Here is a 14,105-nt window from a genome sequence, read left to right on the forward strand (position 1 = left end):
TCCAAAGAAAAAATAGGTTTTTAGGTCTCAAGTTTTTAGGGATATAAACAATGAATATTCCGGCGTCTCTAATTGTAAGTTATTCAATATTCAGTATTTTCCTGTTCTATCAACAGCTTCACGTTAAGAAATTTAATGGTTCCAGTCATCTGATGGGCGCAGTACTCGGAATATCAGGTCTTACTGGTACGATATTTGGTATCGTGTTTTTACTCTTCTGGGGCTATGAGGTTAGTTGGTATCAGGCTGTCGCGTTGTTTGGAATCGCATTTTTGATCCAATCGATATGGTTTTTGATCGAAGCAAAATTTGGAATAAGAAACCTGTATGGGGTATTCAGTCTTGTCGGCCTTGTTGTACTGCCTGTATCAGGATACTTTATGTGGTCAGAGTTGCCATAAATTCGATGGTCAAAAATTAGGTGGATAGTTCGCCGCCGGATAAGGATTAGTCTTTTATATCTCTCACTACGGTAAGTTATCGATTTTGCAGTTCGGGCGATCATCTTTCTGGCGGCGCAGCCAAAAGGGCGTATCGACAAAGCGTGTTTCCTGCCGGTATATTTTCTGGCGCTGGGTCAAAAATTCTCGCACACCTTTTTGAACGGCAGCATTATAGGCAATAAGGGCATCGCCACTGCCCTTATGTGCCTGGAAAATGGCCTCGCTGGCCTGGCGGGCCATCCAAAGGGCTGTGGTCATGCCATGTGAGGATAGCGGGTCAAATGCCGCTGCGGCATCACCAACAGCCGCCCAGTTTGGCCCGGAAGCTGGTGTCATCCAGGTGGTGCCCGCACTGGCCAATATCGGTAAATGATCACCCAGCGAAAACCCGGCGCTATCGATCCAGCGGGAAATATGCCGGGTTTGCGCAACAAGCCCGGCCCATACGCCATGATCACGGCTGACGCCTGCTGGCAGTAAATCAGGGTCAGAAAAATAGCTGATCACCATATCCCCGCTGGGCAGCAGGGCGGCATACCACCAGCCATCCTCCACCGTTTCAATCAGGGTCGCCGGGGTGGGGGCCACATCGAGGTCGGTTTGCTGTAAAAAACAATGTGCGGCCACCAATTGGTCCGCCCGCTTGCGTGTGCCCTGGGTCGCGGCAAGGCTGCTGGCCCGCCCGGTGCAATCCAGGACAAAGCGAAAAACACCTTCCTCGCCATTGGCAAAACCGAGATGCCATTTATCATTTTCCAACCGGGCATGTTGCACGGTCGTTTCGATGTGCCGGGGGCTGGTCTTAAGTGCTGTTGCAAACAGGTCGGCTTCAAACCCGGCGCGGTCCAGCACCGTGCCGGGCCCTTCCAGATGCACAATGGCGTTACGTTCGCGCAATTGCCCGCTGCCCCAGGCGGAAAAGCTGGTATTGGCCGGGCGGTGGATGGGCCGGGTGATCAGATCGGCCAGCCCCAGATCGACCAAAATGGTGTTGGCGGCGGGCGACAGGGTTTCACCAATGCGTGCGCGGTCCTTGGCGGGCGGGGCTGCGACCCAAACCGGGCGCACCCCGCGTTGTGCCAATGCAACGCAGGATGCCGCCCCGGCAATGCCGCCGCCAATCACGGCGATGTCAGCAGGTTTCATTTTGGCAATTCGCCGTCTTGCGGTGTCCAGATGTAATTCATTTCCATGTCGCTGCGTTCGACTTCAACAAACATTTCGGCCGGAATGTTTTTGGGTTTTCCGGCATCGGTCGGGCCGGGTTTACGCACCACAAATCCCATACGTTGCCACAGCGTGATCATGTTGGTAATGCCATCCCAGTAACTGGCATTGGCATGATAGCCAATGCCCGCCACCCCGCGCGACCACGGCACCCGGTTCTGGAAAAACTTTTCGCGTTCATCGGGTGATAGGTCGGTGCGCATCATTTCGTCGTAATAGCGTTCCGGTAGCACATCGATCGGCAGCAGGGCGGGCCACCACACGGCGGTGGGGAAGTCTGACTGCATTAAAACCTGCTGGCAGCTAAAGGCATCACATTGCCAGGGCAGACCCATCCAGCGCGTCAAATCGCCGGGCATTTGCGGGCCGATGGGTGGCGGGGCGCCATTGCCGCCGTTAAAGGCCTTTTCCGGGGTCAAAAGCCGACCGATATTCTGGATCAGGCTGGGCCGGTCGCCATGTGCGATGCGGAAGGGTTCGGCATTGTTATTGCGGGCGCGTTCATACATCGGGGCTAGGCGCAGATAATAGGTCAGCTCCACCCCCGGATGAAACGCCCCGCCCGAACAGGGCTCAAGGGCAGCTTCCGTCAGGGCATGGGGGCGCAGGGCCACATCCATGTCATCCAGTTCGGTAATGGCATCGGCATTGGCGTCGTCAAAATCATTGATAAAGTCACCGGCAGCCCAGGCCTTGAGGTGGGAATATTGCAGCTTGGGAAACTGAAACCATTGCAGTGGGCTGCCATCGTAATTCACCCCGTCGCCCAGCATATAGGGCATTTTAAGCTGTTCTTCCTTATAGGCATCCGGCCCGACATTTTCCGGGTTACGGAATTTGTCAAACACCTCCATACGAAATGCTTTGTTATCGGGTGACGGGTCGGCCAGTTTGGCGATATAGGCGGGGTCGGAAAAATCCCCCACCTTCAGCCAGCCTTCACGCAAATTCGCCGCATTGGTCAGCCACTCCATTAATGCCAGGCGGCGAAAAGTCGGGTAAATATATTTGCGAAACGATATTTTGCCGCTGGGTGCGCTGGACCATTTCTGCGCAACGTTCAAATCCTCGATCACATCATAAAGGGTCGAAACTGGCGGAATTTCCGGCGCAAAATTGGGGCCAACACAGGCGACCCACGCACCATCGGCCACCATTTCGGTGCCATCCCCCAGGGTGACTTTGGCCGTGACTGGCCCATCGCACCAGTCATCATGCCAGCCATCATTATCGGCAAAGCTGGTAATACCCGCATTGATCGGGCTGGATGATTTGCCATCGGGCGGGAAAACCAGCAAACGCCCGGCGTCATCGGTGCGGATTTCGCCCAGCCCCACCGGGTTGTCACCGTAGAAATGGCCGCCCATTGCATAGTCATCCAGGCCACCATCTTTGTTGGTGTTTTTGCCGCTAATGGTGGTGGCGCCCCCGTCAATCACCAGCATATCTTCGCGTTTTTTATCGGACACAAAAAACTGGTTGCGCAACTGTCCGGGCATGCCCGGTGCCAGCTCGCCATTATCCAGCGGGTTGTTAAACCCGTACCAGGCGGCCTTGGTATTGGCGACATGGACCTGCCAGTTAATGGTGGCATCATTGCCGGTAATTTCGCCGATCACGCGGTTCTGGTCGTCAAAGGCATAGATGCGAAACCGTTGCACCTGCTTTTTGATCAATTGTTTGCCGTCTTTGAACCCGCCTTCGGGGCGGGGCGGCAGGCCTGGAACCTCGGGGGCCAGAAACCATTTCGGGCTGCCGCCGACACGCGAAATGCCAATGGCGGGGTAAATCCCCAGCCGGGCAATTTTGGCTCCGCGCGGGGCGGCCTTGGGAATATCGGTGCTGGCAATGGCGGATTTGGCAATCATGGGAAAGGCCATCATCATCGCCCCGGTGCCAATTCCTGCGCCAATTCCGGCCAGAAAATCGCGTCGTTTAAGGCCGGATTTATGGGTTTTGCCTGCTTTGTCAGCCTTGCCCGCGTTGGCAGTGTTACCCCTGCCGCCAGAATGCGCTTTCATGTCGAAATCTCCCCTGTTTTTACAACCCAGAAAAGTATTCCGCAGATCAAGACACGTATCAATGAAACAATTTCAACTATAAGATGATTTTTGAAGTTTTTTAATGTCACAAAATGGATACTCCAGCGTCCGGCCATCCATGTCCAAAGGGGTTTTTGGTCTGGATTTGACCGAAAAAAGACAGAGCCATAGGCGGGGAACTGTTTGATTAAAAACCGTTTTTGTCAGGTTGCGAACATCCGGAAAGTGTGAGTAAGATATTTTTACCATTTTTCCTAAGCTTCTGTGCCCATCTTCCCTGTGTTTGGATAATCTCTCTATGATCCCTTTTTTCGGCGAAGCTGCCGCCATGACAGCGGCCCTGACCTGGGCCACGTCGAGTATGATTTTCTCCAATATTGGCGGTAAGATCGGGGCGCAAAGTGTCAATCGTGGCCGACTTTTATGGTCGATTACTTTTCTCACACTGCTTCACTGGATCATCGAGGGGCAACCCTGGCCGCACAGCACCACGCCCGAACAGGTCGGCTGGCTCGCCCTTTCCTCGGTTCTCGGGCTCGTCATTGGCGATGCCATGCTGTTTCAGGCCTTTGTTATTCTGGGTGCCCGCCTGTCGATGCTGATGATGTCATCGGTGCCGATTATGGGCACGGTGCTGGCCTGGTTCCTGTTTGACGAGGTTTTGGCACCGGTGCAAATCGCGGGTATTGCCCTTGGGGTTGGTGGTATTTTAACCGTGATCATGATGCGCAAGGGACGCCCGGCCAATCTGGAAGGCCGACAATATCTGATTGGTATATTGTGTGGGCTCGGTGGTGCTGTGGGCCAGGTTGCCAACCTGATTACGGCGAAATACGCCTTGATTGGCGGTTATTCTGCCCTGTCTGCCGCCTGGATACGCACACTGATTGCGGTGATATTGATTTGGGCGATTGCCGCCCTGATGGGGCGGGTGCGACGCACGATTGTTTCCTGTTTTGCACCCGATGTGCGCGGTTGGCTGATGCTGGGTGCTTTTATTGGCCCGGCAATGGGCATTTGGCTGTCCATGCTGGCGGTGCAAAATGCCAATGTCGGCATTGCCAGCACCCTGATGGCAACCCCGCCGGTTTTGCTGATTGTGTATGAAGGTGTGGTTTTGCGGCGACCGCTTGGGCTTCAGGCCATTATCGGTACCTTAATGGCCTTTGCCGGTGTGGCGCTATTGTTCCTGGTTTAGGGGGAGCCTTAAATGCCGGATTGCATTGGGGCAAAAAAAACAGCCATACGGGGAAGTATGGCTGTAGTTAAATGCAGAATATTAACAAAAATATCTGCGGGACACGAGCAAACGCCAAAGGTCCGGGAAGGGGACAAGGGAGCCTTTCATCCCGGTTTGGCAGCAAGAGTATGAATCCTATACAAATGAGTGTCACCTATCGGTTGGGGATTGTTAGAATTTGTCAGGATTGGGGTGGAGGAGCACCCGGTTCGCGCAGGGCTGGCTCTGTTCGGATGCGATTTTTGCGGAATTTCGGGTGAAGTTTGATTGAAACCGGGGGCCGCTTCTGTGAAATTGTGGCATAACCCGTATGAAACGTGAAAGGACTCCGGGATGACGCGTGTTACCGTCTCGATCGAAGATGATTTGATGTCGGCTTTCGACGACTTTCTTGACGGGCGCGGCTACACCAACCGGTCCGAGGGGTTTCGCGACCTGATTCGCGAAAAGCTTCAGCAACAGCAACTTGCCCAGGACCCCAGTGGCAGTGGTATTGCGGTGCTCAATTATGTGTATGATCATGAAGAACGCATGCTTGCCAGCCGTCTGATGTCGGCCCAGCATGAACATCATGACCTCACGGTTTCCACCGTGCATTTCCATATCGATCACGATACCTGCCTGGAAATCGTTACCCTGAAAGGCAAATTAAGCGACATCCGCAAATTTGCCGACCAGATCCTCGCCCAGCCCGGTGTGCGCCACGGGCAGCTTTATACCGTACCGGGCGAACTGCATGTCGAAAGCCATCATCATGGCGAGGGGCACGGCCATCCGCACCGGCACGAACATCTCAAAATCAACACCTGACTAAGGGCAAAGTGCTGTCGCAGTCGGTACCTGATCAGGTTCTTTGTGTTGTATCGTATCGCCAACGGGAGCCGGTAACGGCGGCCTGTTTCTGGCATTATTCAGTCCCCCATGTCCTGTCCTGCCTTTCCCCCCCCCTGTGCCCGCTTTACGGCATGTCGCGGCGCGCAAATGAGCATACCGAAAATTATGTGCCACAAATGAGAACAAACTTGCAACATCCATGAAACTGTGTAAGTGTTCGCATTATGTTCTCAATGTCTCTGTGTCGAGGATCCGGGGTTGCTCCCTTTCTTCCGTGCAGGGTACCCAGCGGTGGCGTTCCGCATTTAGGTCCGGGGAACCGCCTGCGTTGCATCTGACCCGGCCCTGTGGAATAAGAGAGTTCGAGCAATGATTCAAACCGCGCTGAATTTGGTGGATAAGGATACAATGGACAAGCAAAAGGCACTCGAAGCCGCCCTTGGACAGATTGAACGGGCATTTGGCAAAGGTTCAATCATGAAGCTGGGCCAGCGCGAAAATGCCGTTGATATTTCTGCAATTTCAACCGGCTCGCTGGGCCTGGATATTGCGTTGGGCATTGGTGGCCTGCCGCGTGGCCGTATTGTTGAAATTTATGGTCCGGAAAGCTCGGGTAAAACCACCCTTGCCCTGCACACCATCGCCGAAGCGCAAAAAGCCGGTGGCACCTGCGCCTTTGTCGATGCGGAACATGCGCTGGACCCGTCCTATGCCCGCAAGCTGGGCGTGAATATCGACGAACTTCTGATTTCGCAGCCCGATGCCGGCGAACAGGCCCTTGAAATTGCCGATACGCTGGTGCGTTCCGGTGCAATTGATGTTCTGGTCGTGGACTCGGTTGCCGCCCTGGTGCCGCGTGCCGAACTTGAAGGCGAAATGGGGGATACCCATGTCGGCCTGCAGGCCCGCCTGATGAGCCAGGCGCTGCGGAAATTGACCAGCTCGGTCTCGCGTTCCAACTGCATGGTCATCTTCATCAACCAGATCCGTATGAAGATTGGTGTGATGTTTGGCAGCCCGGAAACCACCACGGGTGGTAACGCGCTGAAATTCTATGCCTCGGTCCGTCTTGATATTCGCCGCATCGGCCAGATCAAGGACCGCGACGAAGTGGTTGGTAACCAGACGCGGGTCAAGGTGGTCAAAAACAAAATGGCCCCGCCCTTCAAACAGGTTGAGTTCGACATCATGTATGGCGAAGGCGTTTCCAAGATGGGCGAAATCCTTGATCTTGGGGTTAAGGCCGGCATTGTCGAAAAATCGGGTTCGTGGTTCTCGTATAATTCCACCCGTGTTGGGCAGGGGCGTGAAAATGCCAAGAACTTCCTGCGCGAAAACACCGAAATGACCCAGGAAATCGAACGGGCCATTCGCGAAAGTGCCGGGCTGATTGCCGAAGCCATGACCAATACCAGCGAAGACGATTACAGCAACGACGACTGACAGGGTTGTCAAAGGCTAAATGCAACAAAGGCGGATGCTGCGGCATCCGCCTTTTGTGTCTGTCCTGTCCGAGTGTTACCCGATCCGTCTTTAAAGACAAATCGCTGTAACGGGCAGCATCATCGCCGACCTTGAAAAGACCGCAGCACCTTATTTGATGATTGCGCAGGCAATCCTGCTTCCGGCATCACCGGAAGGCTGGGACATATAGTCATCGGCCCCTTCATGAATGACGATGGCCTTGCCACGAATCCCCGTGCTGTCATCATCAAGTTTGACATTGGTGTTGATGACCTGGGTAAATAGTTCACCCTGTTCATTGACATACTGGTTGGGCATGTCCCCGGCGTGGGGGCCGTTCTTGGACAAAAAGCCGTGGGTTTTATCGGTCGGGTTGAAATGCCCGCCTGCGGTTTTAAAGTTGCTTGCGGCCTCGCAGGTGCCGTTTTCATGGATATGAAACGCAACCCAGTGGCTTGGGGGCAGTTGGTCAATTTCCGCTTTGATTACAACACCACCTTCTGTCGCCGTCAGCTTGGCCGTACCGATTTCCTTGCTGTCGGCATTTTTAAAGGTGGCGGTGGCATCGGTTTGGGCGAAGGCAGGAAAGGCAACAAGCGAAACAGCGCCGGCAAATAGCGCGATCAGGGGCACAATTATGGCTCGCATCGGTGTCCTCCTTATTGGATTGCTCCCCCCTGAACAATCTTGACCCACCCTTTGTTCCCAGCCGCATTAAAATTGTTAAAATATTCCCGGGTTCCCGCATGGGTTTTATCGTCCTGGATTTTACCTGGCTTTGTCGCTGGGGGATTTATGGCGCGTAACGTGCGGCGTGAGGTTGGTCGGCTGGCCGCTGGGCGACGTGTCCGGTGCAGGCGTTGACGTGTTCAACATGCAGGACGCGGCGATATATACGAAAACCGGCCTGGCGGGGGATGCCAGGCCGGTTTTTCTTCTTGCTGCTCGCTCGGTCTTATCCTGGATAGCGATATTGGCATCATCGCCGGTATTTCAAGAACCAAATCGCGACCCGCTGTTAAAATAATCAACCTGCGGGCAAAATTCCGGGGCAGATTGCTGCGCGGGTGCGCATTTATGTCGGTTTTATCAGGCGCGAAGGCCAAATTGGGGCCGGTTACGGTCCTGCATGGTGGCCGATTGTGCCGAATACTGGCTGGCCTGTGCGGTCTGGGTAATTTGTGTTTGCACCACCTGCTCATCCCCCTGCGGGTTGGCGGCAGCAAGTGCGTCATCCTTTTTCGGGCCAAAAAGTTCGGTTATGCGGGCATCAAGTGATTTCAGGCCATCATCCAGACGCTGCTGGGTATCATTGATGCTGGCATTGACCGTTTCATTCAACGCGCCCAAGCCTTCCAGAATATCGCGGGCCTGATCAATGCCCTTGGCAATCCCGCGCGAGGCATCCGCCAGAATTTGGCGGGCTTCATCGCCATCATCCGCCCGCGCCGTAATCAGGTTTGAAACCTGGTTTAAAATCCGGTCGGCGACAGCTTCCGGGGTGTAGTCATCCGGGTTGACACCCTGAATTGATAGACCCGAGCCAGAAAGATTTTCATTGATGGCCGCAACGATCTGATCCGTGCTCAGGGCCTGAACCGAACTTCCCGAAAGCGAGATTTTGGTGGCATCACCAAATACATTGCGTGCCGAGTCTCCGGCATTTGCATTTGCGCCATTGCCCGATACAGCATTGCCGCCCGGCAGATAGGCCTGGGCGGAACGTGTTGATATTCGGTTATCTTGAACAGTCTGGCCGCCAATAAGGAGGTCCATTTCCCTAGCTCCTGCGATCATGCGCGGGAATTTCCACTACATCTTGACTAAAAATCATCGCATATTTTTGCGCAAAAATCCAGCATCCAGTTAACCGCACGGTTGATAGGGCGGGGTTTCGGCACACCCGGTTGAAGATGTCGCTGTATAATGCACCGCAATCCGGGCTATTTAACGCCGATATATGCGATGGGGGATTGCACCTTGGGCCAAGCCCGATTATTGAACAGGGTTTAACCCATTTTACCCGGTCAGGGCGTGTCGAAACTCTCCACGGTTTGACCTGACCAGATGCAGGAGCAGTTTGACAGTGGCAAACCATACAGTGGCAAACTATCAGGAAAGCGCGCAGTCGTTTGAAAAACGCTGGCAGGAATACTGGCGGGAAAACGATACCTATCGCACCCCCAATCCTGGTGATGCGGATTTTGATCCGTCCAAAAAGAAAAGCGTGATCCTCGACATGTTCCCTTATCCCAGCGGGGTGGGGCTGCATATTGGTCATCCGCTGGGCTATATCGCAACCGATGTGAAGGCGCGTTACAAACGCATGAGCGGCTTTAACGTGCTGCATTCGATGGGTTTTGATGCTTTTGGCCTGCCCGCCGAACAGTTTGCCATCCAAACCGGCCAGCATCCGCGCATCACCACCGAAGCCAATATCGACAATATGCTGCGTCAGTTTGAGGTCATTGGCCTCGGCCATGACCCGCACCGTCGTTTTGCCTCGACCGACCCGGAATATTATAAATGGACGCAGTGGATATTCCTGCAACTGTTTAACAGCTTCTATGACCCGCTGATGGAATGGACCGGCCCGGATGGCAATGTTGTCATCGGTCGTGCCCGCCCGATCGCCGAACTGCGCCCGCTGCTGGAAGCTGGTGAATGGCTGCTCGATGAAGATGGCGTTGCCCAGCCTGCCAGCACCCTTGGCGATGGCGTAAAGGCCGAAGGCGATGCCATTGGTGCGGCAATTGACCGTGCCCGTCTGGCCTATGTCGATGAAGTGCCGGTCAACTGGTGCCCGATGCTGGGCACGGTGTTGTCAAACGAGGAAGTCACCAACGAAGGCAAGTCCGAACGGGGTGATTATCCGGTTTACAAACGCCCGCTCAAACAGTGGATGCTGCGCATTACCGATTATGCCGACCGTCTGGTGTCCGACCTTGCCGGTCTGAACTGGCCGAACGGCGTTGTTGAAATGCAAAAAAGCTGGATCGGTCGTTCGGTTGGCGCGCGGGTTAATTTCCCGGTTGCCACTACGTCGGGCGTGGACAGCAAAATTGCCGTTTACACCACCCGCCCGGACACTATTTTTGGCGCAACTTATATGGTGCTGGCCCCGGAACATCCGCTGGTCGATGAGCTTGTCGCCGAAGATGCGAAAGCCGCCGTGAGCGCCTATCGCCAGCAGGCTGCCGAGGTCAAGGCCGTTTCGGCCAAGGATGATGCCGAACGCGAAAAAACCGGTGTGTTTATTGGCGCCTATGCCACCAACCCGGTGACGGGTGATAAAATCCCGGTCTGGATTGCCGATTATGTCCTGATGGGCTATGGCACTGGCGCTATTATGGCGGTGCCCTCGGGCGACCAGCGCGATTTTGAATTTGCCCAAAAATTCAACCTGCCGATCAGGGCCACCACCCGCCCGACCGAAAGCTGGCTAAAGGATAACGCCCCGGCCGCGCTTGCCGGTCTGGAAGGCGATGACCTGCTGGCAAAATATGTTGAAGCCCCCGAAAGCTTTGCTGCGGCCTATACCGAAACCGGCGAAACCATCAATTCCGCCAATGACAGTGTTTCGCTGAACGGCCTTGCAACACCCGATGCCAAAACCCGCATGATTGCGTGGCTTGAGGAAAACGGTATTGGCCGAGGACGCACGCAATATAAACTGCGTGACTGGCTGTTTTCGCGTCAGCGTTATTGGGGCGAGCCGTTCCCGGTTCTGTTCGACATCGAAACCGGCCAGGTGCATGGTGTGGCCGAAACCGCCTTGCCGGTGCTGTTGCCCGATATGACGGATTTCCGCCCGCAATCCAACGAAGACCCCAATTCCGAACCCGAACCGCCGCTGGCCCGCGCCAAGGAATGGATGGAAGTTGCCGGGATTGTTCTTGATGATGGGGCGGTTCTGCCGGTGGATGCCAAGGCGGGCGAGACCTTTGTTCACAACGGTGTGGAATATGCTGTACGCGCGTTTAAGCGCGATGCCAACTCCATGCCCAACTGGGCCGGGTCGTGCTGGTATTTCCTGCGCTATTTCGATGCCCATAACGACGATGCCTTTGTCGCACCCGAAGCCGCTGATTACTGGTCCAAAACCCTGGATGATAACGGCAAGCCGTTGCCGGGTGCGGTCGACCTTTATGTCGGTGGTGCGGAACATGCGGTGCTGCATCTGCTCTATTCACGCTTCTGGCACAAGGTGCTGTATGATCTGGGCCATGTGCAAACGCCCGAACCGTTCCAGCAGCTGTTTAACCAGGGCATGATCACGGCGGACGCCTATACCGACGCGCGTGGTGTGTATGTTGACATTCACGATGTTGAAATGCGTGATGTTGATGGCAAAAAACAGCCCTTTAACAGCAAAACGGGCGAAGCCCTGATCACCGTTCCGGGCAAGATGGGCAAACGCTATAAAAACGGTATCCCGCCCGAGGAAGTGTGCGATCAATATACGATCGATACTTTCCGCGCCTATGAAATGTATATGGGCCCGCTCGATAGTTCCAAACCCTGGCAATCCGATGCCATTGTCGGCATGTTGCGCTTTTTGGGCAATGTCTGGAAACTGGCAACCCAGGCGGAACGCACCGACGTGATGGATGCGAAAATCGACAGTCTGGTGCACAAGACCATCGAAAAGGTTGGCAGTGACATTGACAATCTGCGCCTCAATACCGCCCTTGCAGCCCTGATCGAACTGACCAATGCGCTGGGCAAGCAGAAGGCCGTGCATGAAGACCATATTCGTGCGCTTTACCTGATGGTGTCGCCCTTTGCCCCGCATCTGGGCGAGGAACTGGCCAGCACCCTGGCCCCGGACGAATTCGCCCGCCGCAAATCGGTCATCAAATTTGACTGGCCGGTGTTTGATGCGGAAAAAGCCAAGGATGACGAATTTGAAGTGCCCGTCCAGGTCAATGGTAAAAAACGCGGTGCCATCATGGTTGCCGCCGATGCCGACCAGGCCACGGTCGAGGCCCTTGCCAAGGCCGAAGAAAATGTGGCCCGCCACATTGAAGGCAAGGAAATCGTCAAGCTGATTTATGTCGCCAAGCCGACCCCGAAACTGGTCAATATCGTGGTTAAAGGGTAAGCCCGGCAAGGGATTTTAAAAATGGCGCGTCATGCCGGTTGGCTCCGGGACGCGCCATTTTTGTCTGTGCAGGTTATGCCGCGTTATGCGCTGTTTTCGATTAATTTGCTTCTAATATGCGGTAATATGGCCTATTAGGCTTTTTGCAGTGCAAAATACCCCGGCTGGCTGTTCTGGCGGGCCGCTCCTATTCTAGATGTGCGATGGCCAAATTTGAAAAAGGCGGGCCCGTGGGGCCGCGTGTGTCGCATGTCGCAACCCCGGAGAATTCATGACACCGTCTGGCAGTGCCTTGCGTTTTGTCCTGTTTGTCAATGGATTGCTTCTCATCATTCTGGCCTGCGCAATGGTGGTGCCGATGATGGTTGATCTTGGACTTGCCAATTCCGATTGGTGGGCCTTCGCCGGGTCATCCGGGATGTGTTGTTTCGTTGGGGCGTCGCTCGCCCTGTCCTGCCGGGGGTTGTCAGACCGGCTTAATGCCCGGGCGGGTTATTTGCTGACGGTATCGACCTGGGTCTCGGTCAGCCTGTTTGGGGCGTTGCCGCTTTATTTTTCCAGTCTCGGTCTTAGCTTCACCGATGCCTATTTTGAAACCATGTCTGCCCTGACCACAACGGGGTCAACGGTGTTAAGCGGCCTTGATACGATGGCGCCGGGGTTGCTGTTGTGGCGTTCTCTCATGCAATGGATTGGCGGGGTCGGTATTGTTGTGATGGCGATGATGCTGCTGCCGATGTTGCGTGTTGGCGGGATGCAGCTTTTTCGCACCGAATCATCTGATATTTCCGGCAAGCCGGTGGCGCGTGTTGTGCATATGGCCGCCTTGACTGTGGCGGTTTATGTCGGCCTGTCGGTTCTGTGCGCCATTGGTTATGACCTGGCCGGGATGGGGGCGTTTGATGCCATCAATCATGCCATGGCGACCATTGCCACAGGCGGCTATTCGACCAAGGATGCCTCAATTGGCTATTTTAATTCCGTCGGAATCGAAATGGTCGGTATTGTTTTTATGGCCGCCGGGGCCCTGCCGCTGATTTTTTATGCCCATTTGTTCACCAAGGGCAGCCGGGCCTTTTTTCAGGAACGCCAGGTTCTGGTTTTTCTGTGCATCCTGATGACCGCCATTTTGATGATGACGGCCTGGAATGTCACCAACAACCACATGCCGGTTTGGCATGCCTTGCGGGTTTCGGCCTTTAACGTCACATCGGTTCTGACCGATACCGGCTTTGCCACCAGCGATTTTGGCGCCTGGGGCAGCTTTGCCATTGGTCTGATGTTTATGCTGATGCTGATTGGCGGCTGTGCCGGGTCTACGGCGGGGGGCATCAAGATTTTCCGCTGGCAAATTCTGGCGGCGGGGCTTTTGCGCCAATTGCGCCAGATGGTGCGGCCCAATCAGATATTGCTCACCCGTTATGCCGGGCGGGCGGTGGATGAACCGACCATCCTGGGGGTGCGCAATTTCTTTTTCATCTATATGATGACACTGCTCATCCTCTCGCTGGCGGTTATGGCAACCGGGCCGGATTTTTTGTCTGCCATATCGCTTGTGGCGCAAGGCATGGCCAATGCCGGGCCGGGGCTGGGTGTTTTGGGCGGGCCATCGGGCAATTTTGAAGCCCTGTCCGACCCCACCAAATGGATCCTTATTCTCGCGATGTTGCTGGGCCGGTTGGAATTGATGACGGTGTATGTCCTCTTTATTGCCGATTACTGGCGTGACTGAGCGAAAAGAGCCAGATCAA

General features: G+C 54.8%; 10 protein-coding genes. 6 read left to right on the forward strand and 4 right to left on the reverse strand.

All coding sequences use genetic code 11. From position 1 onward, the window contains the following. The first annotated feature begins 50 nt into the window (after positions 1–50). A complete protein-coding gene (locus LF95_RS02855; RefSeq protein WP_073953595.1) occupies positions 51–401 on the forward strand; it encodes a hypothetical protein in 351 nt (116 codons plus the stop codon). Between the two features lie 66 nt (positions 402–467). Here LF95_RS02855 and goxB read toward each other — a convergent pair whose 3' ends face one another. Further along, on the reverse strand, positions 468–1,589 hold the full coding sequence (gene goxB / locus LF95_RS02860; RefSeq protein ID WP_073953596.1) for a glycine oxidase maturase GoxB: 1,122 nt from the start codon (positions 1,587–1,589) through the stop codon (positions 468–470). Then, positions 1,586–3,691 (reverse strand): CTQ-dependent glycine oxidase GoxA, encoded by a 2,106-nt coding sequence (gene goxA, locus LF95_RS02865; RefSeq protein ID WP_168173646.1) that lies wholly within the window; start codon positions 3,689–3,691, stop codon positions 1,586–1,588. The genes goxB and goxA overlap by 4 nt, the downstream gene beginning before the upstream one ends. 319 nt (positions 3,692–4,010) lie before the next feature. Between goxA and LF95_RS02870 the strand changes: the two genes are divergently transcribed. The 3 genes from LF95_RS02870 (at position 4,011) to recA (ending at position 7,229) form a co-directional block, all read left to right on the forward strand. Beyond that, positions 4,011–4,910 carry a DMT family transporter gene (locus tag LF95_RS02870; protein ID WP_073953597.1) on the forward strand — a complete coding sequence of 300 codons (900 nt, stop codon included), beginning with the start codon at positions 4,011–4,013 and terminating at the stop codon, positions 4,908–4,910. A gap of 375 nt (positions 4,911–5,285) precedes the next feature. Further along, positions 5,286–5,762, forward strand: a complete 477-nt coding sequence (nikR, locus tag LF95_RS02875) for a nickel-responsive transcriptional regulator NikR (RefSeq protein ID WP_073953598.1) — start codon at positions 5,286–5,288, stop codon at positions 5,760–5,762. A 393-nt stretch (positions 5,763–6,155) separates the two neighbouring features. Further along, the gene (gene recA, locus LF95_RS02880; RefSeq protein WP_073953599.1) at positions 6,156–7,229 is read left to right on the forward strand and encodes a recombinase RecA; all 1,074 of its coding nucleotides are present in this window, start codon (positions 6,156–6,158) and stop codon (positions 7,227–7,229) included. A 150-nt stretch (positions 7,230–7,379) separates the two neighbouring features. On the opposite strand, the gene LF95_RS02885 is transcribed toward recA, so the two are convergent. Further along, on the reverse strand, positions 7,380–7,898 hold the full coding sequence (locus tag LF95_RS02885) for a superoxide dismutase family protein (RefSeq protein ID WP_073953600.1): 519 nt from the start codon (positions 7,896–7,898) through the stop codon (positions 7,380–7,382). A gap of 441 nt (positions 7,899–8,339) precedes the next feature. Beyond that, the gene (locus LF95_RS02895; RefSeq protein WP_073953602.1) at positions 8,340–9,026 is read right to left on the reverse strand and encodes a DUF5610 domain-containing protein; all 687 of its coding nucleotides are present in this window, start codon (positions 9,024–9,026) and stop codon (positions 8,340–8,342) included. Positions 9,027–9,336: 310 nt separating this feature from the next. Here LF95_RS02895 and leuS point away from each other — a divergent pair, with 310 nt between their 5' ends. Both leuS and LF95_RS02905 read left to right on the forward strand, forming a co-directional pair. Beyond that, positions 9,337–12,354, forward strand: coding sequence for a leucine--tRNA ligase (gene leuS, locus LF95_RS02900; RefSeq protein ID WP_252509638.1), 3,018 nt, complete (start codon positions 9,337–9,339; stop codon positions 12,352–12,354). A gap of 271 nt (positions 12,355–12,625) precedes the next feature. Continuing rightward, positions 12,626–14,086 carry a TrkH family potassium uptake protein gene (locus LF95_RS02905; protein WP_073953603.1) on the forward strand — a complete coding sequence of 487 codons (1,461 nt, stop codon included), beginning with the start codon at positions 12,626–12,628 and terminating at the stop codon, positions 14,084–14,086. Positions 14,087–14,105 lie beyond the last annotated feature (19 nt).

Source organism: Thalassospira sp. TSL5-1 (assembly GCF_001907695.1).
GTDB lineage: Bacteria > Pseudomonadota > Alphaproteobacteria > Rhodospirillales > Thalassospiraceae > Thalassospira.

Excerpts from the sequence above, each read along its gene's own strand:
- goxA (WP_168173646.1), bottom strand. The coding sequence starts at position 3,691 with ATGAAAGCGCATTCTGGCGGCAGGGGTAACACTGCCAACGCGGGCAAG.
- LF95_RS02905 (WP_073953603.1), top strand. The coding sequence starts at position 12,626 with ATGACACCGTCTGGCAGTGCCTTGCGTTTTGTCCTGTTTGTCAATGGA.
- LF95_RS02885 (WP_073953600.1), bottom strand. The coding sequence starts at position 7,898 with ATGCGAGCCATAATTGTGCCCCTGATCGCGCTATTTGCCGGCGCTGTT.
- goxB (WP_073953596.1), bottom strand. The coding sequence starts at position 1,589 with ATGAAACCTGCTGACATCGCCGTGATTGGCGGCGGCATTGCCGGGGCG.
- LF95_RS02855 (WP_073953595.1), top strand. The coding sequence starts at position 51 with ATGAATATTCCGGCGTCTCTAATTGTAAGTTATTCAATATTCAGTATT.
- LF95_RS02870 (WP_073953597.1), top strand. The coding sequence starts at position 4,011 with ATGATCCCTTTTTTCGGCGAAGCTGCCGCCATGACAGCGGCCCTGACC.
- nikR (WP_073953598.1), top strand. The coding sequence starts at position 5,286 with ATGACGCGTGTTACCGTCTCGATCGAAGATGATTTGATGTCGGCTTTC.
- LF95_RS02895 (WP_073953602.1), bottom strand. The coding sequence starts at position 9,026 with ATGGACCTCCTTATTGGCGGCCAGACTGTTCAAGATAACCGAATATCA.
- recA (WP_073953599.1), top strand. The coding sequence starts at position 6,156 with ATGATTCAAACCGCGCTGAATTTGGTGGATAAGGATACAATGGACAAG.